The organism is Mesorhizobium sp. WSM4808, from assembly GCF_055811675.1.
In genome coordinates this window covers 122,797-145,978 of record NZ_JBVVQX010000016.1, presented here as the reverse complement: position 1 = coordinate 145,978, position 23,182 = coordinate 122,797, and the positions used below count along the sequence as shown (strand labels likewise).

Annotated in this window: 19 protein-coding genes; 11 read left to right on the top strand and 8 right to left on the bottom strand. The window is 65.4% G+C overall.

Annotation, left to right across the window (positions count from 1 at the left end; all coding sequences use genetic code 11):
• On the bottom strand, nucleotides 1–322 hold a 322-nt coding region (locus AC0L2U_RS26245; RefSeq protein ID WP_473602842.1), incomplete at its 3' end, for a response regulator.
• A 211-nt stretch (nucleotides 323–533) separates the two neighbouring features.
• Between AC0L2U_RS26245 and AC0L2U_RS26240 the strand changes: the two genes are divergently transcribed.
• From AC0L2U_RS26240 to AC0L2U_RS26200, 9 genes are all read left to right on the top strand, one after another.
• The gene (locus tag AC0L2U_RS26240; RefSeq protein WP_127327739.1) at nucleotides 534–1,208 is read left to right on the top strand and encodes a hypothetical protein; all 675 of its coding nucleotides are present in this window, start codon (nucleotides 534–536) and stop codon (nucleotides 1,206–1,208) included.
• Nucleotides 1,209–1,379: 171 nt separating this feature from the next.
• Complete coding sequence (locus AC0L2U_RS26235) at nucleotides 1,380–1,586, top strand: hypothetical protein (RefSeq protein ID WP_127270464.1); 207 nt, start codon at nucleotides 1,380–1,382, stop codon at nucleotides 1,584–1,586.
• A gap of 243 nt (nucleotides 1,587–1,829) precedes the next feature.
• Nucleotides 1,830–3,101 carry an efflux RND transporter periplasmic adaptor subunit gene (locus tag AC0L2U_RS26230; protein ID WP_127809808.1) on the top strand — a complete coding sequence of 424 codons (1,272 nt, stop codon included), beginning with the start codon at nucleotides 1,830–1,832 and terminating at the stop codon, nucleotides 3,099–3,101.
• A gap of 4 nt (nucleotides 3,102–3,105) precedes the next feature.
• On the top strand, nucleotides 3,106–6,249 hold the full coding sequence (locus AC0L2U_RS26225; RefSeq protein WP_127271112.1) for an efflux RND transporter permease subunit: 3,144 nt from the start codon (nucleotides 3,106–3,108) through the stop codon (nucleotides 6,247–6,249).
• A 12-nt stretch (nucleotides 6,250–6,261) separates the two neighbouring features.
• Nucleotides 6,262–7,752, top strand: coding sequence for an efflux transporter outer membrane subunit (locus tag AC0L2U_RS26220; RefSeq protein ID WP_292659412.1), 1,491 nt, complete (start codon nucleotides 6,262–6,264; stop codon nucleotides 7,750–7,752).
• A gap of 166 nt (nucleotides 7,753–7,918) precedes the next feature.
• Nucleotides 7,919–9,001: a sensor histidine kinase gene (locus tag AC0L2U_RS26215; protein ID WP_127398128.1), complete on the top strand. Its 1,083-nt coding sequence runs from the start codon at nucleotides 7,919–7,921 to the stop codon at nucleotides 8,999–9,001.
• A 221-nt stretch (nucleotides 9,002–9,222) separates the two neighbouring features.
• Entirely contained in the window at nucleotides 9,223–10,104 is an 882-nt protein-coding gene (locus AC0L2U_RS26210) for an EamA family transporter (protein WP_127809810.1), read from the top strand.
• A gap of 207 nt (nucleotides 10,105–10,311) precedes the next feature.
• Complete coding sequence (locus AC0L2U_RS26205) at nucleotides 10,312–11,271, top strand: AraC family transcriptional regulator (protein WP_127271117.1); 960 nt, start codon at nucleotides 10,312–10,314, stop codon at nucleotides 11,269–11,271.
• A gap of 221 nt (nucleotides 11,272–11,492) precedes the next feature.
• Nucleotides 11,493–12,203 carry an outer membrane protein gene (locus AC0L2U_RS26200; RefSeq protein ID WP_164762590.1) on the top strand — a complete coding sequence of 237 codons (711 nt, stop codon included), beginning with the start codon at nucleotides 11,493–11,495 and terminating at the stop codon, nucleotides 12,201–12,203.
• Nucleotides 12,204–12,361: 158 nt separating this feature from the next.
• Here AC0L2U_RS26200 and AC0L2U_RS26195 read toward each other — a convergent pair whose 3' ends face one another.
• The 6 genes from AC0L2U_RS26195 to AC0L2U_RS26170 all read right to left on the bottom strand — a co-directional run bounded on the left by AC0L2U_RS26195 (nucleotide 12,362) and on the right by AC0L2U_RS26170 (nucleotide 20,147).
• Nucleotides 12,362–14,659, bottom strand: coding sequence for a xanthine dehydrogenase family protein molybdopterin-binding subunit (locus AC0L2U_RS26195; RefSeq protein WP_292681834.1), 2,298 nt, complete (start codon nucleotides 14,657–14,659; stop codon nucleotides 12,362–12,364).
• Nucleotides 14,656–15,639 carry an FAD binding domain-containing protein gene (locus tag AC0L2U_RS26190; RefSeq protein WP_473602840.1) on the bottom strand — a complete coding sequence of 328 codons (984 nt, stop codon included), beginning with the start codon at nucleotides 15,637–15,639 and terminating at the stop codon, nucleotides 14,656–14,658. The genes AC0L2U_RS26195 and AC0L2U_RS26190 overlap by 4 nt, the downstream gene beginning before the upstream one ends.
• Nucleotides 15,636–16,115, bottom strand: coding sequence for a (2Fe-2S)-binding protein (locus AC0L2U_RS26185; protein WP_127327750.1), 480 nt, complete (start codon nucleotides 16,113–16,115; stop codon nucleotides 15,636–15,638). Before AC0L2U_RS26185 ends, AC0L2U_RS26190 begins: the two co-directional genes overlap by 4 nt.
• 231 nt (nucleotides 16,116–16,346) lie before the next feature.
• Nucleotides 16,347–18,605 (bottom strand): xanthine dehydrogenase family protein molybdopterin-binding subunit, encoded by a 2,259-nt coding sequence (locus AC0L2U_RS26180; RefSeq protein ID WP_127809813.1) that lies wholly within the window; start codon nucleotides 18,603–18,605, stop codon nucleotides 16,347–16,349.
• Nucleotides 18,595–19,653: an FAD binding domain-containing protein gene (locus AC0L2U_RS26175; RefSeq protein ID WP_128289391.1), complete on the bottom strand. Its 1,059-nt coding sequence runs from the start codon at nucleotides 19,651–19,653 to the stop codon at nucleotides 18,595–18,597. Before AC0L2U_RS26175 ends, AC0L2U_RS26180 begins: the two co-directional genes overlap by 11 nt.
• A complete protein-coding gene (locus tag AC0L2U_RS26170; RefSeq protein WP_127322359.1) occupies nucleotides 19,650–20,147 on the bottom strand; it encodes a (2Fe-2S)-binding protein in 498 nt (165 codons plus the stop codon). Before AC0L2U_RS26170 ends, AC0L2U_RS26175 begins: the two co-directional genes overlap by 4 nt.
• A gap of 290 nt (nucleotides 20,148–20,437) precedes the next feature.
• Here AC0L2U_RS26170 and AC0L2U_RS26165 point away from each other — a divergent pair, with 290 nt between their 5' ends.
• Together AC0L2U_RS26165 and AC0L2U_RS26160 are read left to right on the top strand one after the other, a co-directional pair.
• The gene (locus AC0L2U_RS26165; protein ID WP_127327753.1) at nucleotides 20,438–21,058 is read left to right on the top strand and encodes a TetR/AcrR family transcriptional regulator; all 621 of its coding nucleotides are present in this window, start codon (nucleotides 20,438–20,440) and stop codon (nucleotides 21,056–21,058) included.
• A 56-nt stretch (nucleotides 21,059–21,114) separates the two neighbouring features.
• Nucleotides 21,115–22,113: a bestrophin family protein gene (locus AC0L2U_RS26160; protein ID WP_473602839.1), complete on the top strand. Its 999-nt coding sequence runs from the start codon at nucleotides 21,115–21,117 to the stop codon at nucleotides 22,111–22,113.
• 62 nt (nucleotides 22,114–22,175) lie between these two features.
• Here the strand turns inward: AC0L2U_RS26160 and AC0L2U_RS26155 are convergent, their stop codons facing one another.
• Nucleotides 22,176–23,180 (bottom strand): zinc-dependent alcohol dehydrogenase family protein, encoded by a 1,005-nt coding sequence (locus AC0L2U_RS26155; protein WP_128289388.1) that lies wholly within the window; start codon nucleotides 23,178–23,180, stop codon nucleotides 22,176–22,178.
• Nucleotides 23,181–23,182: the final 2 nt, after the last annotated feature.

The following is a 23,182-nucleotide window of genomic DNA, read 5'->3' as shown; positions in this document are numbered from 1 at the left end:
CCCCCTGTGCCCCTTCTGCGGCCCGCCCCCCCCTACCCCCCCATTCCTCGCCCCAAACCTTCCCCCCCGCCCCCCCCCCCCCCGGCGGGGGGGGGGGGGGGGGGCGCCCCCCCCCCCCGCGGCAGATATCGAGCCCCGAGCCGTCCGGCAGCATCACGTCGAGCACGATCAGGTCGAACTGGCCCGCACCAAGCCGTTGCTCGCATTCGCGCCGGTCCGCCGCCGCCGTGACGCGAAAGCCCTGGCTGTCGAGATAGCGCTGGAGAAGCGTCCTGATCTCGCGGTCGTCGTCAACGACGAGGATATGGCGTTGTGACTGCATCAATCGTGCCCTTGCCTTGGCCACGATTATAGGAGGAGCCGCGCCCGAGCGGCATGGAAAATTGCAACCGAACGTTTCCGGCGGGTCATGGGAAACATTCGGAAACAAATTGCCCTTTTGCGGAAACCTTCGGCAACACGCCGACGCGAAGCGGACAAAGACGCTTCCTATCCTCTGAACTGTCCGAAGCATGAGAGAAAGGAACATCTTTATGCGAAGCAGACTTCTTGCGCTCGGCCTGTTTTCCGTCGCCGCAATTCACCCCGCGCTGGCAGCGCAGCCCGATCCCGGCGCCGGACCCGGCGAGCCGCCACCTGTCATGGCCATTCAGGACGGCCTGGATCACGGCCCGATGGCTGGACCCGGCCCGCATGGACCGATGCGGCCTGGCTCACAGGGTTTTGGCCCGCAGGGCTTTGGCCCCCGCCGCATGGGTCCGCCGCCGGAATTCATGCTGGCCGCCCGGCTCGCCGCGCTGGAGACCCGCGTTGGCATCCGCACCGAACAACTCGACGCCTGGCGCGACTACACCAGCGCGCTGCAGGCGGTGCTTTCGCCGCCTCAGCCTGACCACGGGCGGCCCGGTAGTGCTGAAGCGAAGGGTCCCGACGCGGCGGGTCCCGGCGGCAAGCCTGATCCTTTCGCGTTCCAGGAAAAGCTGGCCGACGATGTCACCGCCCGCGCGGTTTCGGCCGGTAAACTGAAGGACGCGATCGCGGAACTGCGTGCCAAGCTGACGCCCGAACAACTCGAAGTCCTCGCTTCGGCGGAACGCCCCCATGGATCACCCCCCGGTCCCTGGGGCGGGCCGCCGAACGATGCAGCCGGCCCCAGAGGCCTGCCCAACGATGGCAGGCAGCTCTCGCCCCAGCCCGGGAACGACTGACAACTCTGACCGACTGCACCGGCCGGCCCGGTACCCAACCCGTTCTCGGGCCGGCCGGTTCTCCGGGGGATGGCGGGCGTATCCCTGCCATCCCTCGTTTCAATCACGTCCAGTTCGAATGACGCCAATTCGAACCATGCCCAATTCGAACCATGCAATGGAAGCACGACAATGTGGGAAGCCATGATCATGCTGCGGCTGCTCGCGTCCGCCAGCCCGAGGCTCTCGTTCGGTCCTGCCGGGCGCGATATGCCGCTGGCCCTCCCGGTCGACACGCTGAAGGGCGCGATCCGCCTGCGCTTCGCCGCCTGGCGGCTGTCGCTTCCGCTCTCGCAGCCGCTCGACAACCATGGACATCATGACCGCAAGATCGCGTGAACTCCGGCAAGGCGCTTGGCATGTCCTCGCTGATCGGCATAATAATGTTGGTGGGCATCGCGGCCAGCTACTCGACCTTCGAGCAGCTCCGGCCGACGAGAAGGAGCGCGACATGAGCCGCTTCCAAGCATTGCTCGTCGCCGCCCGCCGACGGGTGCGGCCTATCATCATATGGATCGGCATGCCCCTCGACCAAGCGGTCCATTGCCAGCGCGTACGCAACTCCAGGGAAAGATCCAGGCCATGATTTCCAATCCTAGCCAGCCTCGTTTTTCGGCACGCCATCTGGCGCCCTGGGCCGCGATGTTCGCCGCTACCTTTCTGCTGGCGTCCTGCTCGCAGGAGGGCAGCGCCCCCACCGGCATGGGCGCGCCCGGCAAACCGGAAGTCGGCGTCGTCACCTTGCATCCGCAATCGGTGGCGATCACCGCCGAACTGTCGGGGCGCACGGCGGCTTCGCTGGTTGCCGAGGTGCGCCCGCAAGTGAACGGCATCATCCAGCAGCGCCTGTTCAAAGAGGGCAGCGAAGTTGCTGCGGGACAGCCGCTCTACCTGATCGATCCGGCAAGCTACAAGGCAGCCTATGACAGCGCGGTCGCCGCCCAGCAGAAGGCGCAAGCGGCGGTGCCGACTGCGCAGGCCAAGTTCGACCGTTATGCAGGGCTTTTGAAACAGAACGTTGTTTCCAAACAGGATTATGACGATGCCGCCGCCACGCTGGCGCAGGCGCAAGCCGATGTCGCCTCGGCCAAGGCCAGCGCCGAGACGGCGCGCATCAGTCTCGACCGCACCTCGATCACGGCGCCGATCGCCGGCCGCATCGACAAGTCCACGCTGACGCCCGGCGCGTTGGTGACCGCCAACCAGGACACTGTGCTGACCACCATCCGTGCCCTCGATCCGATCAATGTCGACGTCACGCAATCGAGCACCAACCTGCTCAATCTGCGCCAGGCGATCTCGGAAGGGCGGCTGAAGTTCAGCGGCCCCAATGTCAGCGTCAAGCTGAAGCTCGAGAACGGCACCATCTACACGCAGACCGGCAAGCTGGAATTCGCCGGCGCCAATGTCGACCAGACCACCGGCACCTTCGCGCTCAGGGCCGAATTCCCCAATCCCGATCGCTTGCTGCTGCCCGGCATGTATGTGCGGGCGCTGGTCGAGGAGGGCGTTGCCCAGAACAGTTTCCTGGTGCCGCAGCGCGCCGTCAGCCGCAACACCAAGGGTGAGGCCACGGCCATGGTCATCAATGCGCAGGGCAAGGTCGAGACGCGGGTGCTCGCGGTGCGCAACAGCGTCGGCAACAACTGGCTGGTGGATTCGGGTGTCGGCGACGGCGATCGTGTCATTGTCGAGGGCATGCAGCTGGTGCGCCCCGGCGGCGATGCGACGGGCGTTGAGGTGACGATCGACGAGACGACCGGCGAGGTCAAGGATCGCGGGCAGGGCACGTCCGCCGCACCGGCCGCGTCCAACGCTGCCAAACCGGCGCCTGCCGCCGCGGCCGGGAACTGAGGCGATGTCCGTATTCTTCATCAACCGGCCGATCTTCGCCTGGGTGATCGCCATCGTGATCATGCTGGGCGGGCTTCTGGCGCTCACCTCACTGCCGATCTCGCAATATCCGCAGATCGCGCCGACGACAGTCAACATCAGCGCCACCTATCCGGGCGCCGACGCGCAGACGGTCGAGAACTCGGTGACCAAGGTCATCGAGCAAGGCATGACCGGCATCGACAATCTGGACTACATGACGGCGACGTCGACCTCGACCGGTTCGGCCTCGATCACGCTGACCTTCACCACCGCAGCCGATCCCGACACCGCCCAGGTGCAGACGCAAAACAAGCTTCAGCTGGTGCAGTCGCAGCTGCCGCAGGTGGTGCAGAGCAATGGCATCACCGTCTCCAAATCCTCGACCGGCTTCCTTATGGTCATCGGCTTCGTCTCGACCGACGGCAAGATGAACTCGACCGATCTCGCCGACTATGTCGACGCCACCGTCAACGACACGCTGAAGCGCGTCGAAGGCGTCGGCTCGACGCAGCTGTTCGGCTCCGGCTATGCCATGCGCATCTGGCTCGATCCGGACCAGCTCGCCAAGTATGCCCTGATGCCGAGCGACGTGGCGACCGCCATCGAGGCGCAGAACACGCAGGTTTCTGCCGGCCAGCTCGGCGGCCTGCCGGCGCGCAAGGGCCAGCAGCTCAATGCCACGGTGACGGCCAAGAGCCGGCTGCAGACCGCCGAACAGTTCCGCAACATCATCCTGAAGAGCCAAACCGATGGCTCGCTGGTTCGCCTCAACGATGTCGCCACCGTCGAACTCGGCGCCGAAAGCTACACGACGCAGGCCAACTACAACGGCAAGCCCGCGGCCGGCGTGGCCGTCAATTTGGCGACCGGCGCCAACGCCATCAACACCGCCGAAGCGGTGCGCTCGACGATCGCCCGGCTGAGCTCGACCTTCCCGCAAGGCGTCGAGGTCGTCTATCCCTACGACACTTCGCCTTTCGTGCGGCTGTCGATAGAGGAAGTGGTCAAGACGCTGGCCGAGGCGATCGTGCTGGTGTTCCTGGTGATGTTCATCTTCCTCCAGAATCTGCGGGCCACCATCATCCCGACGATCGCCGTGCCGGTGGTGCTGCTCGGCACGTTCGGCGTGCTGTCGCTGTTCGGCTATTCCGTCAACACGCTGACGATGTTCGCCATGGTGCTGGCCATCGGTCTGCTCGTCGACGACGCCATCGTCGTCGTCGAGAATGTCGAGCGCGTGATGCAGGAGGAAGGCCTGCCGCCGAAGGAGGCGACGCGCAAGTCGATGCACGAAATCACCGGAGCGCTGATCGGCATCGCCACCGTGCTTTCGGCCGTGTTCGTGCCGATGGCTTTCTTCGGCGGCTCGACCGGCATCATCTACCGGCAATTCTCGGTGACCATCGTCTCGGCGATGGTGTTGTCCGTGCTGGTCGCCCTTGTGCTGACGCCCGCACTTTGCGCCACGATCCTGCGACCGCCCAAGGACCATGCGACGCAAACGGGCCCGTTCGGCTGGTTCAACCGGGTCTTCGATCGCGGGACGCTTGCCTATCGCGACGGCTCGCACGGCATCATCAACCGGTCCTGGCGCTTCCTCGCCGTCTTCCTGGCCATCGTCGTTGCCGTGGGCTGGATGTTTGCCCGGCTGCCAAGTTCGTTCCTGCCGGAAGAAGACCAAGGCATCCTGATCACCAGCGTGTCGCTGCCGGTCGGCGCGACGCAGGATCGCACGGAGCGGGTGCTGGCAGAGGTGACCGACCATTATCTCAATCAGGAGAAGGACGTCGTCGACGGGGTGTTCACCGCTTCCGGCTTCGGCTTCGGCGGCGCAGGGCAGAATGTCGGCATTGCGTTCGTGCGGCTGAAGGACTTCGACCTGCGGAAATCGCCGGCTTCTGCCGCGCAGGCAATCGCCGGCCGGGCGATGGGCGCGTTTTCGAAGATCAGGGATGCGCAGGTCTTCGCGCTTGCGCCTCCCGCCATCCAGGGCTTCGGCAACACCAACGGCTTCGATTTCTACCTGCAGGACGTCAACGGTGCGGGCCATGACGCGCTGATCCAGACGCGCAACCAGCTTCTGAACCTGGCCGGGCAGAACAAGCTGCTCGCCAACACAAGGCCCAACGGGCAGGAAGACCAGCCGCAATTCTCGGTCGACATCGATCAGGAAAAAGCCAGCGCGCTGGGCGTCAGCCTGGCCGACATCAACAACACGCTTTCGACCGCCTGGGGCAGCGATTACGTCAACGACTTCATCGATCGCGGGCGGGTGAAACCGGTTTATCTGCAGTCGGACCCGAACTTCCGCATGCAGCCGGAAGATCTGGACAAATGGCAGGTCCGCAACGCCAGCGGGGCGATGGTGCCGTTCTCGGCCTTTGCTTCCAGCCATTGGACATTCGGTTCGCCCAGGCTCGAACGCTACAATGGATCGGCGGCGGTCGAGATCCAGGGCGCGGCGGCCACGGGCATCAGCTCGGGTGCCGCCATGGACGAGATCGACAAGCTGGTGGCGCAGCTGCCGGCCGGCTATTCCCACGAATGGACAGGGCTGTCGCACCAGGAGAAGCTTTCCGGCAACCAGGCGCTGTCGCTCTATGCGATCTCGGCCCTTGTGGTGTTCCTTTGCCTGGCAGCACTCTATGAGAGCTGGTCGATCCCGTTCGCGGTCATGCTGTCGGTGCCGATCGGCATCTTCGGCGCGCTGCTGGCGGCAAGCCTGTTCGGCCAGTCCAACGACGTCTATTTCAAGGTCGGCCTGCTGACCACGATCGGTCTCGCGGCCAAGAATGCCATCCTCATCGTCGAGTTCGCCATCGAGCGGCAGACCGCCGGGATGGGGCTCGTCGAGGCGACACTTGAGGCAGCACGACAGCGGCTGCGGCCGATCCTGATGACGTCGCTGGCCTTCATCCTCGGCGTGTTGCCGCTGGCGATTGCCAGCGGTGCTGGCTCGGGCGCGCAGAACTCGGTCGGCATCGGCGTGATGGGCGGCATGATCGCGGCGACCGTGATCGGCGTCTTCCTGGTGCCGCTGCTGTTCGTCACCGTGCGGCGCATCTTCAAGGGCAGGGCGGCCAAACCAGATACGGGCGAGACGCCGGTGACGGCCAACCAGCAATAAGGAAAACTTCACATGACAGGTTTGGAACGTGGCTCGGTGGCCGCGAGGCGGCTTCTTGCGCCTATGATTACCGCTGTCCTGCTCGCTGGATGCGTCGTCGGTCCGGATTATCAGACGCCCATATTGGCGATGCCTGCAAGCTGGAGTGGCCAGAAGCCGACAAAGCCTGTCCAGCCGGCGCAACTTTCGAAATGGTGGCAGCGGCTGCGCGATCCCGAGCTGAACACGCTCGTCGAGGAAGCGGTTGCCGGCAATCTCGATGTCGCCACCGCCAAGGCAAAAATCCGCGAGGCGCGCGCCAGCTACCGCCAGAGTGCCGGCACGTTGCTGCCGTCGGTCGACGGCTCCGGCTCGGCCACCCGCAACAAGTCGGCCGAGACCACATCAGGTTCTGACGCCACCTACAGCGAGTATCAGGCCGGCTTTGACGCCAGCTGGGAGCTCGACCTGTTCGGCGCCAACCGCAGGGGCGTCGAGGCCGCGCGCTACGGGCTGGACGCCTCGCAGGAGGAACTGCGCTCGACGCTTCTCACCCTGATCGGCGATGTCGCTTCCTATTATACCCAGGCGCGTGGCTACCAGGCCCGCATCGCGCTCGCCCGGCGCTCGGCCGCGTCGCAAAGGCAGACCGCCGAACTTACCCGCACCATGGCGCAGGCGGGCACGGCGACCGCCGCCGATGTCGCCAAGGCGATGGGGCAGGCAGCGAGCACCGAAGCCGCGGTGCCGACGCTGGAGGCAAGCTATGCCCAGGCCGTGCATCGTCTCGCCGTGCTGGCCGGCCGGCCGCCTGCCTCGCTCAGCGAGCGGCTGAAGCGGGTCGCCCCGATCCCTGCACCACGCCTGCCGATGCCCACCGGAATTCCCGCCGACCTCTTGCTTTCGCGACCCGATTTGCGCATGGCGGAACGCCAATATGCGCAATACACCGCCAAGATCGGCCAGGCAGAGGCCGCCCGCTATCCCTCGGTCAGCCTGACGGGAGACATCAGCACGGCGGCGCTGAAGCTTGGCGATCTCGGCAAGAATTCGTCGATCGGCTGGTCGTTCGGGCCGACGCTCAGCGTGCCGGTGTTCAATGCCGGTCAATTGCAGGCGGCCGTCGAGGTCGCCAAGGCGCAGCGCGATCAATATTTCATCGCATACCGGTCTTCGGTGCTGACGGCGCTCGAGGATGTCGAGAACGCGCTGGTGCTGTTGTCGCAGGAGCGCATCCGGATCGCCAAGCTCGCCTCTTCGGCGAAATCCTATGGCGATGCGGCGCGGCTCGAAGGCACGCTCTACAAGGCCGGCGAGACAAGCCTGCTCGATGTGCTCGACGCCCAGCGCTCGCTCTACTCGGCCGAGGACTCGCTGCTGCAAAGCCGCGTCCTGCTGGCGACCAACTACATCGCCCTCAACAAGGCGCTCGGTGGCGGCTGGGATGGCACGGTGGACAGTGCCAAGCCTGAGATCGTCGACGTCAAGACCGCGCCAAGGCTGGCGTCGAAGCCGGCCTCGTGAGCGGTTCCCAGAGCTCGGTCAAGTATTCCGAGGCGGCTACGCAGATTTCGAGATTGTGCGAACACACCGCTCGTGAGGGCGTGTGAAATGCCGCCTCGTGCTTTGGCGATGGCGGGGTGATCGCATCGCTGTTATTGATGGTGACCACACAGCACAGGCGCCGCAGATGACATCCGATACACAGAAGGCCGAAGCGGTCGGGCAGTTGCTCGAAACGCCGGACCTTGCCAGCGCGCTCGAAAGCGAACAGTTCAAGAAATTCCTCGACCAGGTACCGATCGCCATTGCCGTTTCGGACCTGGGTTCGAAGGAGCGTGTCGTCTATGCCAATCCGGAATTCGAGAAACTGTCCGGCCTCAAGGCGGCGACGCTCGCCCGGCAACACTGGGCGGCGCTTTCCGGCACCGGCCTGCACAAGCAGAAGGACCGGCCGCTGTTTGAGGCCGTGGTCGAGGACACCGATTTCATCGGCACGTTCCGGCTGGAGCGGACAGACGGCCAGCCGGCGATCGTCGACGTCTATTCCAACGTCATCGAGGACGACAATGGCAAGGCCTGCTTCCGGCTGGTGGCGCTGGTCGACGTCTCGGCCCATGGCGAAACGGAGGATCCGCGATCGATCGATGAGCGCATCCGCGAAAAGGACACGCTGCTGCGCGAATTGCAGCATCGGGTGAAGAACAATCTGCAGATGATCACCGCACTGATCCGGATGGAGACGCGCAACGCGGCCGAACCGGATCAGAAGCGTTTCGAGAGGCTGGCAGGTCGCGTCGATGCGCTGGCAATCCTCTACCAGACGCTGTCGGGGGACGATGAAAAGGATGAGGTCGATCTTGGTGTCTATCTCAGCCAGATCGCGTCGGCGGTGATGAACTCGCATGCGGTCGAGGGCATCCGCCTCGACATGAAGGTCGACACCTATCCGGTGTCGATCAATGTCGCCATGCCGACCGGGCTGGTGGTGAACGAACTTTTGACCAATGCGCTCAAGCATGCCTTCCAAGGGCGAGACGGCGGCACGATCACGCTGCACAGCATCGTCGACGGTGATGGCTGCCGCATCGTGATCGCCGATGACGGCATCGGCCTGCCGGACGGCGAGACCTGGCCCAAGAGCGGCAAGCTCGGCGCGCTGATCGCCCGCTCGCTGACCGAGAATGCCAAGGCGCAGTTCGACGTGAAGTCGAGCGCCGGCGAGGGCACTCAGGTGATCATCGTGTTCAAGCGCTCGGCTGCCACCGCCTGAAGCGTATCGTTGTCGTCGCGCTCTCGCATCTACAGGATCATCTCCAGCTATTCCTTGTGCACTGCGGCAATGAACGCTTCGCGGGCTGGGAGGCTCATGGCGTGCCAACAGTCCGTGCCCCAGCAGCCAGTCCGCCGCTGCCTCACGACAGGTTGGCCGGTTCGCCCTATCTCCATGCCGCCGGTCGGGTTTGGACCCGGCGGCATGGAGGATGGGATCACGTGACATCGACGCCGATTGCCAGTCGCGAAGCGGCGCCCTTGCCGGTCGCGGCACTGATGGGCGCCATGGTGTCGATCCAGATCGGCGCCACCTTCGCCAAGGGCCTGTTCCCGCAGATCGGCGCGCAAGGGACGACGACGCTGCGGCTGGTCATCGGTGCGCTGATGCTGATCGCGGTGCTGCGGCCCTGGCAGATGCGGCCCTCGCGTGCCACTCTGCCGTGGCTGGTCGCCTATGGGGTGACGCTTTGCGCGCTCAACCTCCTGTTCTACGCAGCGCTCGCCAGGATTCCGCTCGGCATCGCGGTGGCGCTGGAGTTTACCGGCCCGCTTCTGGTGGCGACCTTGAGCTCGCGGCGCGCCAGCGACTTTGCCTGGATCGCGCTGGCAGTGGCCGGCATCCTGCTGTTGTCGCCCTTCGTTCATTCCCTCGCGCCGCTTGATCCGATAGGGGTGATGCTGGCGCTGGCTGCCGGTGGCTTCTGGGCGCTTTATATCGTGCTTGCCCAGAAGGCCGGCGCGGAGCTTGGCACCCGCACCACTGCCTACGGCATGGCCATCGCCGCTGTGCTCGTGCTGCCCTTCGGTATCGCGCAGGCGGGATCCGCGCTGCTGTCGCCGTCGATCCTGGTCAGCGCGCTGCTGGTCGGGCTGTTTTCCAGCGCGTTGCCGTTCTTCCTGGAGATGGTGGCGCTGACCCGCATGCCGGCGCGCATCTACGGCACGCTGACCTGCCTGGAGCCGGGGCTGGGTGCGCTGGCCGGCTTCCTGTTCCTGCATGAAAGCCTGACCGCAACACAGTTGGCCGGGATCGCAGCCGTCGTTGTCGCCGCCTTCGGCACGGCGCTGACATCACGGCCGCCGGTGCCGTCGCCGGAGTAGGGTGGCGCGATTCGTCGGCACTGGGCATTTTCGAGTAATCCGAAATTCAACCAGCCCAATCCACGAAATTAAGCCAATCCTTGTCCAGGACGGCACTGGAATTGTCACCTGGCGCACAAGTATTTCCGGCTCTGGACAGACCGTGATCTGGTCCCATACGGTGCGTGTCGAAATGAAGACGCGATTGTAGAAAAGGCCGGTTGCCCCTTGCAAAAGAACGTCTTCTCATCGGCGGATCTGCCGCCGCATCTGGATCATCGCGCACGCTTCGCGCTCTGGCAGGACATCCATGTCGCCGAGATATGGTCGGTCGAATACACGATTTCGGAGAGACTGTCGTTCGAAGCCGCGATCGAAGCCACCGCTGTCGGCTCGCTGGTGCTTGGGCAGATGGCCGGGACGATCCGTCATGCCAGCCGCAAGGCGGGCAATATCGCCGCCGATGGTCGCGACGGCTATCTGCTGCTGGTGAACAATGGCGATACGGTGCTCAGCGGCACGCAGATTGGCCGCGATTATCACGTCGGCAAAGGCGAGGCCGCACTGGTCTCGGCTTCGGAAGCGTTGCAGATGACCGGCGGCGACAGCAATGTCTGGGCCAATGTGGTGCTCCCTCGTGCCGTGCTGGAAAATGCCTTCGCTCATATCGAGGATCGGCTGGCGTTGACCGTTGGAGCCGACAATGAGGCGCTCGGCATGCTCAAGCGCTATTGCAGCTTCCTGGAAGCAGGCCCGGCGCTGGTCTCGCCCGACCTCATCGGCCACGCCACCGAAACGATCGTCGACCTGATCGGCCTTGCGACCGGCGCCAAGGGCGAAGCGGCCGAACTGGCGGGCCTGCGCGGCCTGCGCGCGGCAAGGCTGCAGGCCATACTGCAGAAGATGCGGGATAATTTCGCCGATCCCGCCATTTCGGCGCAGGGCGTTGCCGGGCAATTGCGGCTCTCCGTTCGCTATGTCCATGACCTGCTGCAGGAAACCGGGGTGAGCTTTGCCGAGCGCATTCTCGAACTGCGCTTGCAAAGGGCGCATCGCATGCTCCGCGACAGGCACAATGACCGCATGCGGATCAGCGAGATCGCGCTGCTCAGCGGCTTCTCCGACGTCTCCTATTTCAACCGCTGCTTCCGCCGCCGATTCGGCTCGACACCGGGCAGTGCCAGGTAGTTTCGTCGCCGCTAACCCCGCCGGATACACGACACGCCAATCGACTGAGGCCGAATGGCCACACCAGCCGGGAAAGCGCTGCTATGCTTTCCCCGACAATTCGGGTGCGGCCCAGCCCAAGACGCGGCGGGCGGACAATGCAACACCGGATTTCTCGACAACAGCTGGATCTCCGCAGCTCATTTGTGCGGTGGGGAAGCAACATGGGGCAGCAGACAACAATGAAAACTCTTCTTCTCGCAACGGCCTTCATTCTCGCGCCGCTCGGTGTGGCGTGTGCGGCTGATATCAATGAGGTTTCGCCTGTTGCATCCGGCTACGACTGGTCCGGACTCTATGCCGGCGTCGACATCGGCTACGCGGCCGGAAAATCCAATCTGTTCATCGCCGGCGGCGGACTGGGCGGGGCCACCGATCTCAATGTCTCCACCGATCCGAACGGATTTATCGGCGGTGTCCATATCGGCGCCAATTACCAGATGGAGAACAGCTTCGTGATCGGCGCCGAGGCCGACATCATGTACAGCAATATAGATGGGCTGACGGCCCTCGACGCCGGCGGCGGCGGTGTCACCACGTTGCTCAAGAGCGAACTCAAATGGTCGGGGTCGGCGCGGCTGCGCGCCGGCTATGCTTTCGATCGGACCTTGCCCTACATCACTGCCGGTGTCGCCGCGGCCAAGTATGAACTAATTGCGGTCAGCGCCGGTGGCCCTGCCGCCGAAGTAACGCTCCACAGCGACAGCCATGTCGGCTGGACCGTTGGCGCCGGCATCGAGCACGCCTTCACCGACAAGTGGATCGCTCGAGCCGAATATCGTTACTCCGACTTCGGCAGCCAGGATCTCTCGGTGGCAGCCGGTCTGCCTACGGAAACCCATGTCGACCTCCAGACGCAGGATATCCGGGTCGGGCTAAGCTACAAGTTCTGATTGCTGGTGCTACAGGTCTCCCTCGGGAGATGGCCGGCAGGCCAGGGGGCCGGCGGGGCTCGGCCTGCTGCCGCAGACGGGGGTCGGCGCTCTATACGCGACGACCCCCTCTGTTGCCTTTGGCGACATCTCCCCTCGAGTGGGAGATCAGCCGCTCTTCAGATCAGCTTCTCCAGCGTGATCGGCAAATCCCGCACCCTCTTTCCCGTCGCATGGAACACCGCGTTGGCAATCGCCGGCGCCACGCCGACAATGGCCAGCTCACCAACGCCCTTGCCGCCGAGCACCGAGGAATGCAGGTCGGGGATGCCGACCGAGATCACTTCGAAGTCCGGGATGTCGGCGTTGGTCGGCACGAGGTAATCGGCGAGGTTGTCATTGACGATGCGGCCGTGGCGGCGGTCGACGATGCCTTCTTCCAATAGCGCCTGGCCGATGCCCATGATGATGCCGCCCTTCCATTGGCTTTCGGCAAGTTTCGGGTTGTAGAGCCGCCCCGAATCCAGCGCCGACACCACACGCGATACACGCACCGTGCCGAAGTCCTCGTCGACGCGCACCTCGATGAAATGCGCGCACCAGGAGTGGCGGGAATAGTCGCCCTCGGTGTGCGGCAGCGCCATGGCGATGGTGGTGTAGTTCTTGTAGCGCTCCTCTGGCGTCGAGTTTTCCGGCATGGTGTCGCCGGTGGCTTCGATGTGGTCGCGGCCGACGCTTTTGAGCAGTTCGGCGATCGAGACATCGGGGCCGTCGCCGCGCGGCGAAGCGATGCGGCCATTGGCGACGACCAGCGTGTTGGCCTGCAGCGCGTGGAAAGGCGACCGCGGATCGCTGATGGCAAGGCCCACCAACTGGTCGAGCGCTGAGCTCGCGGCCTTGTATACCGCGCCGGTCATGACGCCGGCCAGGCGCGAGCCGCCGGTGACGCCGGCGCGCGGAAAGCGGGAGTCGCCGAGTTTCACCACCACGTCGTCAGCTCGCACGCCGACCGTTTCAGCGGCGGTCTGCGCCAGGATTGTGTAGGTTCCTTGACCCATGTCGATCGACGAGCTTTCGACCTCGACCGAGCCGTCGGCCAGGATACGCACGATCGCCTCGCCATAGGCGCGCCGAACCGGATAGGTGCCAGCCGCGACGCCCCAGCCGATCAACTGGGTGCCGTCGCGCATCGAGCGCGGTTCGGGCGAGCGCCTGGCCCAGCCGAAGCGCTCCGCACCTGCGGCAAAAGCCTCGCGTAACTGCCGGGTAGACCAAGCCTTTTTGGCATGCGGATCCTGCTCGGCATAGTTCCGGAGCCGGATTTCCAGCGGGTCGATGCCGACCTCGTAAGCGAGCTCGTCGATGGCGCTTTCGATGCCGAAGGCCGAGGGGTTTTCGCCCGGCGCGCGCATGGCGCCCGGCACCACCGAATTGACCCGCACGACGTTCTGCTTCGAGGAGAAATTCGGCGTCGCATACATGATCGAGGTGACCGATCCCAGCGGCTCGACCCACATGCCGTCGATGGAGGTCTCATTGACGCCGCGATGCACGATCGACTGGATCTTTCCTTGCGTGTCGGCGCCGATCGTCACGGTCTGGCGTGTCGCCGCGCGGCCACCATAGCCCGTAAAAGTCTGGGGCCGCGTCATCACCAGCCGCACCGGCCGGCCAAGCATTCTGGCCGAACATGCGGCCACCGCGCCATGGCTGAGCGCCAGCGCCTTGGAGCCGAAGCCGCCGCCAATATAGGGCGAGACCAGCCGCACATTCTCGAACGGCACGCCGAACCATTCGGCATAGGTGCGGGCCATCCCGTCCAGCCACTGGCTCGGCTCCCATACGGTGAGCCGGTCGCCCTCCCAGCGGGCGATCAGGCCATGCGGCTCCATCGGCGCCTGGTACTCGCGCGGCGTGTTATAGGCGGCGCAGATGCGGACCGGTGCCGAGGCGAACGCACCTTGCGCATCGCCCCATTCCTTGGTCATGGCGTCGATCGGGATGCCGTCGCCAGCCTTGCCGTCGCTGAGGTCGACGATGGAAGGCGTCTCGTCATAGCTGACCTTGACCAGGGCCGCCGCCGCGACCGCCTGTTCGAAGGTCTCGGCGACCACGGCAGCGACATGTTGACCCGAGAACGTGATGTCGCGCGCGAGCGGGCAATAGGGCTTGTCGGGCGGCGGTGTGCCGAACCAGTCCGCCGCGGTCTTCAGGCTGATGATGGTGTCCGGCGTCAGCACCTGCAGCACGCCGGGAGCGGCCTCGGCTGCCTTGGTGTCGATCGCGCGCACCTTGCCGGATGCAATCGTGCTCCCGACCAGCACGGCGTAAGCGAGGCCTTCGAGCTGCTGCTCGATGGCGTATTTCGCCGCGCCGGTGATTTTGGCCGGACCGTCGACGCGCGACAGCCGGCCGCCGACGGCTTCGGCAAAAGCGCCGTCGGACGCATCCCCATGCCTGATGTTGTGAACGGTCATGCCGTCTCTCCCAATTTGAGGATGGCGCGGGAGACGACGCGCGGCGCCAGTTCGACCTTGTAGTGGTTGGCGCCATGGTCGACGGCGCCTTCGACGGCGAGCAGGCTGGCGGCGCGGACTGCGTCCGGCTCCAGCGCGTTGCCTATCAAGGCTGCCTCAACGGCTCGCGCCCGCCACGGCTTGGTCGCGATGCCGCCAAGCGCCACCCGCAAATCGCGGATCGTTCGGCCGTCGGGTTCGAACTCTATGCCGACAGCGGCACTTGCCGCCGCGAATTCATAGGACTGCCGGTCGCGGATTTTCAGGTAGGTCGAACGCCGGGCAGAGGACGAGCCGGGGATCTCGATGGCGGTGATCATCTCGCCCGGTTCGATCGCATGTTCCCTATCCGGCGTGGTGCCGGGCAGCAGGAAAAAATCGTCGACCGGGATCTGACGCTCGCCGAGATGGACTGTTGCGTCGAAGGCGACCAGCGCCACGGCGAGGTCGCCTGGATACATGGCGATGCAGGCGTCGCTGGCGCCGAGCACGGCGTGGCCCCTGGTGACGCCGCCTATGGCCGAACAGCCGCTGCCGGGTTCCCGCTTGTTGCAAGCGGAGAAATTCCCGGGATCACGGAAATAGGGGCAGCGCGTGCGCTGCATCAGATTGCCGCCGATGGTCGCCATGTTGCGGATCTGCGCGGAAGCCGCCTGCCACAGGGCTTCCGACACCGCAGGAAAGCGGCTCTTGATGTCGGCATGGTCGGCGACATGGCTCATCCTGGCCAGCGCGCCGATGGTGGCGCCGCGTTCGTTCACCTCGATGCTGTCAAACCCCTTGAGATGAGCGATGTCGACCAGCGTCTCGGGTTCGGCGACGCCGCATTTGGCGAGATCGATCAGCGTGGTGCCGCCGGCCAAGAGCATGGCGCCGGGCAGGGCGGCCACTTGGCGTGCCGCATCGACCGAGCTGGCGCGCACATACGAAAAATCCCTCATGATGCGACCTCCAAGGCGGCTTGGCGAATGGCGGCGACGATGTGCGGATAGGCGCCGCAGCGGCAGAGATTGCCGGCCATGTATTCGCGGATCTCGCCGTCGGAGCCGGCATGGCCCTCACGGATGCAGGCGACGGCCGACATGATCTGGCCCGGCGTGCAATAGCCGCACTGGAAGGCGTCCTGTTCGAGGAAGGCAGCCTGCACGGGATGCATTTCGCCCTCCCGTGCAAGCCCCTCTATGGTGGTGACGGTGCGGCCTTCGGCTTGGGCGGCCAGCGTCAGGCAGGCCAGCACGCGCTCGCCGTCGATATGCACGGTGCAGGCGCCACACTGGCCGTGGTCGCAGCCCTTCTTGGTGCCGGTCAGGCCGAGCCGGTCGCGCAAGGCGTCGAGCAGTGTCACACGCGGCTCGATGTCGAGCCCGTGAAGGTCGCCGTTGATGTCGAGATGGACCGGGATCGTTGTTTTCGTCATGGGCATCTGGCTCCAGTTGCTTGACGCGAAGTCGTTGATCTCATGTTGGGCCGGCGAGGAGCTAGCGCCCGCTGTCCGGCCCTTCGCTGTCGCTCCGGACCGTTCGGGCGTTCAGCCCTTTAAAAAGGTCCACTGGACCTTTTGATCCGCCCGAAGGCGGACCGGGCCTTCACCGTTCGTCGGACGGGAAAGCCAAGCAATTGGCTTCCCGTCCGCTAGGCGGACCACTCCTCACCCCAGCAGGTCCTCGATGCGGATCGGAAAGCGCCGGGGTCGCACCCCGGTCGCATGCCAGACCGCATTGGCGACGGCGCCGGCCGTGCCGGTGATGCCGATTTCGCCGACGCCCTTGATGCCAAGCGCGTTGACGTGAGGGTCGTCCTCGTGGACCAGCAGCGCCTCGACCGACGGAACGTCGGCATTCACCGGGACATGATATTCGGCGAGGTTGGCATTCTGGATCCGGCCCGAGCGCCGGTCGGTGATGGCTTCCTCATGCAGTGCGAACGAGACGCCCCAGATCATGCCGCCATAATACTGGCTGCGCACCAGCCTGGGATTGATAACCCGGCCGGCGGCGAACGCGCCGACCAGCCTTGTGACGCGGATTTGGCCGAAATCCGGATCGACCTTCACCTCGGCGAACACGGCGCCATGCGCGTGCTTGGCATAGGTCTCCTGGGACGCCGGGTCGGGGGCACCTTTGCCATGGCCCTCGATCTCGGTCAGGCCTGCACGTGTGAGGATCTCGGCATAGCTTTCACCGCGGCTTTCATCGTCGCGCCGATAGAGGCGGCCACCGCGCGCCAGCACGCCTTCATTGCCGGCGCCGTAGAGCGGTGAGTGCTCGTCACCGGTGGCGAGATCGGCGAGCCTGGCGATGACGGCGGCACCCGCATTGTGGATCGCCATGCCGGCCGTCGCCGTGTGGCCGGAGCCGCCGGCAATGCCTGCATTGGGCAGATCGGAACTGCCGGCCCTGAAATCGACCTGGTCGATATCCAGTCCCAGTCCGTCGGCGGCGATCTGGGCGAAGGCGGTCCAGGCGCCTTGCCCCATGTCCTGCGCGCCGGTCTCCATCAGGCCGCTGCCATCGCTTCTCAGCACGGCGCGGGCCTCGGCGTGGAACATCAGGGCCGGAAACGTCGCCGTGCCCATGCCCCAGCCGGTCAGGAAACCGTCCGCGTCGCGCATCAGCCGCGGCTGAAGCGGGCGGCTTGCCCAGCCGAACGTCTCGGCCGCTTGCCTGTAGCATTCGCGCAGCGCCTTGGAGGAAAACGGCTTGCCGGTCATCGGCTCGACCTCGGCATAGTTCCGCAGCCGGAATTCCAGCGGGTCCATGCCACAGGCGTGAGCCGCCTCGTCGATGGCGCTCTCCAGCGCGATCGAGCCGGTCGCTTCGCCGGGCGCCCGCATGAACAGCGGGGTACCGGTGTCCAACCGCACCGCATCGTGCGAGGTGGCGATGGCCGGGCTGGCGTAGAGCGTGTGCGAGGCATCCGCCGCCGGTTCGAAGAAATCGTCGAACGTGCTCGACGCAGTCTTGGCGTGATGGTCGAGTGCCGTCAGCCGCCCTTCGCCATCCATGCCCAAGCGCAGCGTCTGGCGCGTCGGCGCACGGTGGCCGACCGGGCCGTACATCTGCTCACGCCGCAGCACCAGCTTGACCGGACGGCCGACGAGACGCGCCGCCAGGATGCCGAGCACCTGCGGTCCGGAGATCATGCCTTTCGAGCCAAAGCCGCCACCCAGGAACGGGCTGCGGATGTGGACGTTTTCCGGTGCGATGCCGAACAGGCCGGCGATGCGGCCCTGCGCCATGGCAAGGCCCTGGCTCGGCGTGTCGATCGACAGTGTGTCGCCATTCCAGGCGACGACGATCGCATGCGGCTCCATGGCGTTGTGGTACTGGGCCGGCGTCTCGTAGGTGGCTTCGATCCGTGTCTTTGCCGATTTGAGGCCGGCCTCGACATCGCCCTTGTGCTGCACGGCCGGACCGCCGACGCCGACGCCACGCGGCACGAAGCTTTCAGCGCCGTCCAGGCCAACGCGCGCCGGCAGCACTTCATAGCGCGGCGACAGCAAAGCCGCCCCCTCGGTTGCCGCCTCCAGCGTCTCGGCGATTACCACGGCGATGCTCTGGTTGGGGTAGCGGACCTGATCGTTCTGCAGCAGGTCGAGCCGGAACATGAAGGGGTGGTCCTTGGCGTCCGGGTCAGCGGCGAGCGCCGGCCGGTTCTTGGGCGTCATCACCTCGACCACGCCCTGGTGCGCCTTTGCCGCCTCGATATCCAGAGCGGCAACGCGGCCGCGCGCGATGCTGCTGACCGCCAGCACGGCGTAGAGCATGCCGGGCGGGTGGTTGTCGGCGGCATAGCGCGCGGCTCCGATGACTTTCAGAAAGCCGTCGCGGCGGGTCAGCGGCTGGCCGATGCTGGAGCCCTGCCGGGCATGGGCGGGTTGCTGGTTGAGGCTGAGTTCAAGCGTCATGGCGCGCTCCGGGAATGTTCGAGAACGGGGAGGCAGGAAGGGCTGGCAGACGCTCGGGCGTTCCCGAAAGCGCAGATATCAGCGCCCTGACCACGATGCGGCGGGCAAGCTCGATCTTGAAGGCATTGTCGCCGGAGGGGCTGGCATCGGCCAAGGCAGCGTCCGCGGCGCTCGCGAAGGTCGCCTCGCTGGCGTCCGCGCCGAGCAGGACGGCTTCCGCCGTTCGGGCCCGCCACGGCTTGGCCGCGACGCCGCCCAGTGCCAGCCTTGCGGCGCGGATCTTGCCGCCATCGACGACGAGCGCTGCCGCGGCCGATACGACGGCAAAAGCATAAGAGGTGCGTTCGCGGACTTTCAGGTAACGGGCATTGGCGGAGAAGGAGGCCGCCTCCGCCGGCAGGCGCACCGCCACGATCAGGTCGCCGGGCTCCAGCGCATTCTCCCGCTGCGGCGTTTCGCCGGGAAGCCGGTGGAATTCCTCCAGCGTCACATGGCGCCGGCCCCCCTTGCCCTCGATCTCGACCACGGCGTCGAGCGCCACCAGCGGCACGCAGAAGTCCGACGGGTGGGTGGCGATGCAGGCATCGCTCCAGCCGAGCACGGCGTGCAGGCGGTTCTCGCCTTCCAGCGCGTCGCAGCCGGTGCCTGGCTGGCGCCTGTTGCAGGCGCTGGCGGTGTCGTAGAAATAGCTGCAGCGCGTGCGCTGCAACAGATTGCCGCCGACGGTGGCGGCGTTGCGAAGCTGCGCCGAAGCACCCGACAGCAGCGCCTCGGCCACCGCCGGATAGGATTTGGCGAACGCCGCGTCATGGGCGAGATCGGCATTGCGGACCAGCGCGCCGATGCGCAGGCCGCCATCGTCCTGCCGTTCGATGCGGTTGAGCTCCGGCAGCCGGGAAATGTCGACGATACGCTCGGGACTGGTGATGCCGCCTTTCATCAGGTCGAGCAGATTGGTGCCGCCGGCGAGATAGGCCGAACCCGGCTCGGCTGCCGCGGCGATGGCGTCGGGGATGGTGGCGGGCCTGACGTAATCGAAATCTCTCATGCCGCGGTCCTCCGGTCGGCTTTGACAAGCTGTTGCTGGGCTTCCAGGACGGCCTCGACGATGCCGCCATAGGCCGCGCATCGGCATATGTTGCCGCTCAGCCCCTCACGGATGCGTTCGGGATCGTCGCCGGCCTGTGCCTCGGCGATCAGGCCGAGCGTGCTCATGATCTGGCCGGGTGTGCAGAACCCGCACTGGAAGCCGTCATGGGCGATGAAGGCGGCCTGCACCGGATGCAGTTCCTCGCCGTGGGCGACGCCTTCGATGGTCAAGACTTGGGCGCCGTCATGACTGACCGCCAGCGCCAGGCATGAGTTGATGCGCTTGCCGTCGACCAGCACCGTGCAGGCGCCGCACTGGCCGCGGTCGCACCCCTTCTTGGTGCCGGTGAGATCGAGCCGCTCGCGCAGCAGGTCGAGCAGGGTTACGCGTGGATCGACCTCCAGTTCGTGTCGGTGGCCGTTGATGGTGAGGGTGATGGGAAGGCTGGTCATGGGCGTCTGGCTCCAGTTGCTTGACGCGGATGGGATTGAACTGGTGCCTTGCCGCGGAAGGGCAAGGTAACCGTTCGGTCAGGTCTTGACGGCGAAAGCGGAGATGGCAGCGGATCTCCCGCGAGACAGGCGGGCAGGGGAGATGTCGGCTTGCGTGTTCGAAAGACGTGACATACCGGTTCCCCTGATTATATGATAAAGGTGCTCCACTAAAACGGAGGCGCCTCCGTTTAATACTTGGTGGCTGAACCGGCCGGGTTCAAGCCCCCTGACACGATGTGGAGAAAAAATTGGCCAGCGAGCCGTCCGCCATTGCTGAACAGAAGGCCGAGGCTGTAGACGCAAAGCCGTTGCGCGCCGATGCGCGGCGCAACCGCGACCGGCTGGTCGAGGTGGCGGTGTCGGTCTTTGCCGAGCGCGGCATCGATGGCTCGCTGGAGGAGATCGCGCGCCGCGCCGGCGTCGGCATCGGCACGCTCTACCGGCATTTCCCGACGCGCGAGCATCTGGTCGAGGTGGTCTATCGCCGCGAGGTGGAGGCGCTGTGCGCGGCCGCCGGCGAGCTTGCCCAGAAACATCCGTCCGATGTCGCGCTGGAACAGTGGATGCAGCGCTTCGTCGACTACATCGCAACCAAGCGCGGCCTGGCGACCAGCCTGCGCATCGTGCTCACCACCAATTCGACGCTGTTTTCCGACACGTTCGGCCGGGTGTCGCAAGCCTTGCGACAGCTGGTCGAAGCGGCGGTGGCCGACGGCACCATCCGCGGCGACGTCGACGCTTCCGACGTGCTGCACGCGCTGGGCGGCATCTACTCAGCGCCCGACACCCCCGAATGGCGCGACCGCTCCCGCCGGCTGGTCAAGCTGTTGATGGACGGGTTGCGGTTCGGGGCTGCAAAGGCACAATGAGGCGACGAGATTCCGCCCGTGCAAAACCACACCTGTCGACAAATTGAGGGGACCCAATGTATGTAGGCCGTTCCTACAAAATAGTGGATTTCGCGCTGTGGTCGCGGCGCAGCGTCATCTACATGGTGGTGGTGAGTGGACTGGCCGTGGCGGCCTACCGTCTTCCAGGCATCGCCGGGTTTTCGGTGCCATGGTCGGTGGTGCTGGTGCTTGGTACCACCGTGTCACTCGTTGCCGGGTTCAAGAATTCGCAGGTGTTCACCCGCAGCAGCGACGCGCTGCAGGCTTTTACGCAAATTACGGCCAGCAGCCGGTTGTGGTCCAATTTCTGCAGGGATTTCCTCGACGCGCCGACGGCCAGACAGCTCATCTATCGCCACATCGCCTGGATGACGGCGTTGCGTTTTTCCCTGCGCCGGCCAATGCCATGGGAATCCATGGCGCGGGCCGCCAATATCGAATACCGGCGGCGCTACCGCATCCATGAGGATGCGAGCTCGATCGCCGACGAATTGCGTCCGCTGCTCGCCGAACAGGCCGAGGACGTCCTGAAATCGCCCCAGCCGGCGATCACCCTGCTCGAACGGCAATCTGTCCAGGTCAATGCGCTGTTCAAGGACACAAAGCTCCCTCCTCAGATCTATGGCGAACTGACCAAGCTGATCCGCGACTTCCATGACCAGCAGGCGCGCTGCGATCGCATCAAGAACAATCCCTATCCCCGGCAATACGCCATCGTCAGTTCGATGTTCGTGATGATCTTCTGCACGCTGTCGCCGTTCGGGGTCGTTCCCGTCTTTGCCGATATGGGCAAACTGGGTGGGGCGCTCGGGTCGATCGCGATCTGGTTGACGATCCCGTTCAGCACGCTGCTGGGCTGGGCCTACATGTCCCTCGACCAGGTCGGCGAAAGCAGCGCCAACCCGTTCGAGGGCAACGCCAACGACGTCCCGATCTCGCAGATATGCCGCGACATCGAGATCGAGTTGCGCAGCGGGCTCGGCGAGGCCGATCTTCCCAAGCCCCTGCTGCCGGTCAACGACATCGCGACCTAGGCAGGATCAAGACGAAGGCGCGGACCCGAAGGTCCCTTCATCGTGCTGCTGGCGGAGGCCGCTCAAACGTCGAGGCAGACCTTGCCGAAATGCTTTTGCGTTTCGTAATGCGCGAAGGCGGTGGCGATGTCCTGCAGCGGAAAATGGCGGTCTATGACGGGCTTCATCCTGATAGTCTCTATCGCCCGGATCATATCCTCCTGGTCGGCCCGGCTGCCGATGGAGATGCCGCTGATGCGGATCTGGTTGGAAAACAGGGCGGGGATAGACACTTCCGCCGCAAAACCGGTCAGGACGCCGACCAGGGCGATGTGACCGCCCGTTCTGCAGGCCGCAATCGACTGCGCCAGGGTGGCGGGTCCGCCGACCTCGATCACGTGATCGACACCGCGTCCGCCCGTCAGATCCCTGGCCTTGCGACCCCAGTCCGGGACGGACTTGTAGTTGATGACGGCGTCGGCTCCGAGGCGCTTGAGCCGCTCCAGCTTCTGCTCGTCGGATGAGGTGGCGATGACCCGGGCGCCGGCGGCTTTGGCGAATTGCAGCGCGAACAGCGATACGCTGCCCGAACCGAGGACCAGCACCGCGTCGCCCGGCTTCACCTTGCCGCACACAACCAGGCCGCGCCAGGCAGTAACGCCCGTGCAGGTGAGCGACGCCGCCTCGACATGCGTATAGCCTGCCGGTGCCTTGGTGAAAGCGTGCGCCGGCATGCAGACATACTCGCTGGCGAAGCCGTCGAAACTGTCTCCCGGAACATCGCGCCGGGTGCAGGGCGTCATGTCACCGCCCAGCCACCAGGGATAGAAGACGCTGACGACGCTGTCTCCGGGCTTGAGTGCATCGACACCGTCCCCGAGGGCAATCACTTCGCCGGCGCCGTCGGAGAGCGGAACGCGGCCGTCGGCGAGAGGCATCTTGCCTTGCACGGCAAAGTCGTCGCGCAAGTTCAACGCGCAGGCCCGGATCCTGACCAGAACCTCGCCCGGCCCTGGCTGGGGCGGATCTTCCTCGACCAGGTCGAGATTGCCCAAGCCGCCCGGCGCTCTCAGCCTGACCAGTCTCATTG